3 protein-coding genes are annotated in these 2,260 nt (G+C 67.3%); all 3 read left to right on the top strand.

Features of this window, described 5'->3' with window-relative positions; genetic code table 11:
* Positions 1-513, top strand: a 513-nt coding sequence (locus tag J5F18_RS18990) for a TRAP transporter large permease subunit (protein ID WP_346300077.1), incomplete at its 5' end; no start/stop codon positions are given.
* Positions 514-558: 45 nt separating this feature from the next.
* A complete protein-coding gene (gene eno / locus J5F18_RS18985; RefSeq protein ID WP_346300076.1) occupies positions 559-1,827 on the top strand; it encodes a phosphopyruvate hydratase in 1,269 nt (422 codons plus the stop codon).
* A 38-nt stretch (positions 1,828-1,865) separates the two neighbouring features.
* On the top strand, positions 1,866-2,260 hold a 395-nt coding region (locus tag J5F18_RS18980), incomplete at its 3' end, for a pyruvate kinase (protein ID WP_346300075.1).

Raw genomic sequence — 2,260 nt, 5'->3', positions numbered from 1 at the left:
ACCACCGCGGCCTATGCGGTGGCCGCCTCGGTGGTCGCCCCCGGCCTGCAGCAGATCGGCATCCCGCCGCTGGTGGCGCACTTCTTCGTGTTCTACTACGCGGTGCTCTCGGCGATCACCCCGCCGGTGGCCCTGGCCGGCTACGCCGCGGCGGCGATCGCCGGCACCGACCCGCTGAAGACGGCCATGACCTCCTTCAAGTTCGGCCTGGCCGCCTTCATCGTGCCCTTCATGTTCTTCTACAGCCCGGCGCTGCTGATGGACGGCACCTGGATGCAGATCCTGCGCGTGGCGATCACCGCCGCGGTGGGCATCTACCTGCTGGCCTCGGCCGTCCAGGCCTGGTTCCTCAACGGCGGCGTCAACCCGGTGCAGCGCGTGCTGCTGTTGACCGCGGCGCTCTCCATGATCGCCGGCGGCTGGATGACCGACCTGATCGGCCTCGGGCTCGGTGGCCTGGTCTTCGCCTGGCAGGCCGCCGCCCTGAAGGCCAAGCCCAAGGCCTTGATTTGACCGCCCTTTACCAACCATCTGCTGATACGACAAGGGAAACGCCCTATGACCAAGATTGTCGAAATCCACGCCCTCGAGGTGCTCGATTCCCGCGGCAACCCCACCGTCCAGGCCGAGGTGCGTCTGGAGAGCGGTGCCGTGGGGGTGGCCTGTGCGCCCAGCGGCGCCTCCACCGGCTCCCGCGAGGCCCTGGAGCTGCGCGACGGCGACAAGAGCCGCTACCTGGGCAAGGGCGTGCTGAAGGCCGTCGCGGCCGTCAACGGCGCTATCCGTGAGCGGCTGATAGGCATGGATGCCCGCGATCAGCGCGGCCTGGATGACGCCATGCTGGCGCTCGACGGCACCGACAACAAGGCCAAGCTTGGCGCCAACGCCATCCTGGCCGTGTCGCTGGCCGCCGCCAAGGCCGCGGCCGACGCCAAGGGCATGCCGCTCTACGCCCATATCGCCGAGCTCTACGGCCAGCCGGGCCAGTACAGCATGCCGGTGCCGATGATGAACATCCTCAACGGCGGCGAGCATGCCGACAACAACGTCGACATCCAGGAGTTCATGGTGCAGCCCGTGGGCGCGCCCAACTTCCGCGAAGGCCTGCGCATGGGCGCCGAGATCTTCCACGCCCTGAAGAAGGTGCTCAGCGCCCGCGGCCTCTCCACCGCGGTGGGCGACGAGGGTGGCTTCGCGCCGAACCTCGAGTCCAACGCCGAGGCGCTGGCGGTGATCCAGCAGGCGGTGGAAGACGCCGGCTACGCCCTGGGCCGCGATGTGACCCTGGCGCTGGACTGCGCCTCCTCCGAGTTCTACCAGGATGGCCAGTACAACCTGTCAGGCGAGGGCAAGCGCTATGACGCCGCGGGCTTCGTCGACTACCTGGCCGAGCTGTGCGAGGCGTACCCCATCGTCTCCATCGAGGACGGCATGGACGAGTCCGACTGGGACGGCTGGAAGGCGCTGACTGACAAGCTCGGCGACAGGGTGCAGCTGGTCGGCGACGATCTGTTCGTCACCAACACCCGGATCCTCAAGCGCGGCATCGACGAGCAGATCGGTAACTCCATCCTGATCAAGTTCAACCAGATCGGCTCGCTCTCCGAGACGCTGGACGCCATCAGGATGGCCCAGGACGCCGGCTTCACCGTGGTGATCTCCCACCGCTCCGGCGAGACCGAGGACACCACCATCGCCGATCTCGCCGTGGGCACCTGTGCCGGCCAGATCAAGACTGGCTCGCTGTGCCGCAGCGACCGGGTCGCCAAGTACAACCGCCTGCTGGTGATCGAGCATGACCTAGAGCTAAAAGGCTTTATTTCTTGAAATCAGGAATTAGAGCGTTATCTATTTAGGAATCTATTATGGAAACTTCTCCACGATTGCCAGTGCGACGTACCAAGATCGTCGCCACCCTGGGCCCGGCCAGCGACCGCGAGGGCGTGCTGGAGGCCATGATCGCGGCCGGCGTCGACGTGGTGCGCCTCAACTTCTCCCATGGCTCGCCCGACGACCACCGCCAGCGCCTGGCGCGGGTGCGCGCGATCGCCGACCGCCTGGGCCGAAGCGTCGCCGCCCTCGGCGACCTGCAGGGCCCCAAGATCCGCATCGCCCGCTTCACCGAGGGTGCCGTGACCCTCGAGGAGGGCGCGCCCTTCGTGCTGGATATGGCGCTGCCCAGCGACGAGGGCACACCGGAGCGGGTGGGCTGCGACTATAAACAGCTGATCGACGATGTCGCCCCGGGGGACCGCCTGCT

It is taken from the genome of Halomonas sp. BM-2019 (assembly GCF_017584085.1).
Note: the sequence above shows the minus strand (reverse complement) of the source record. Positions and strands in the feature narration are given on the sequence as shown.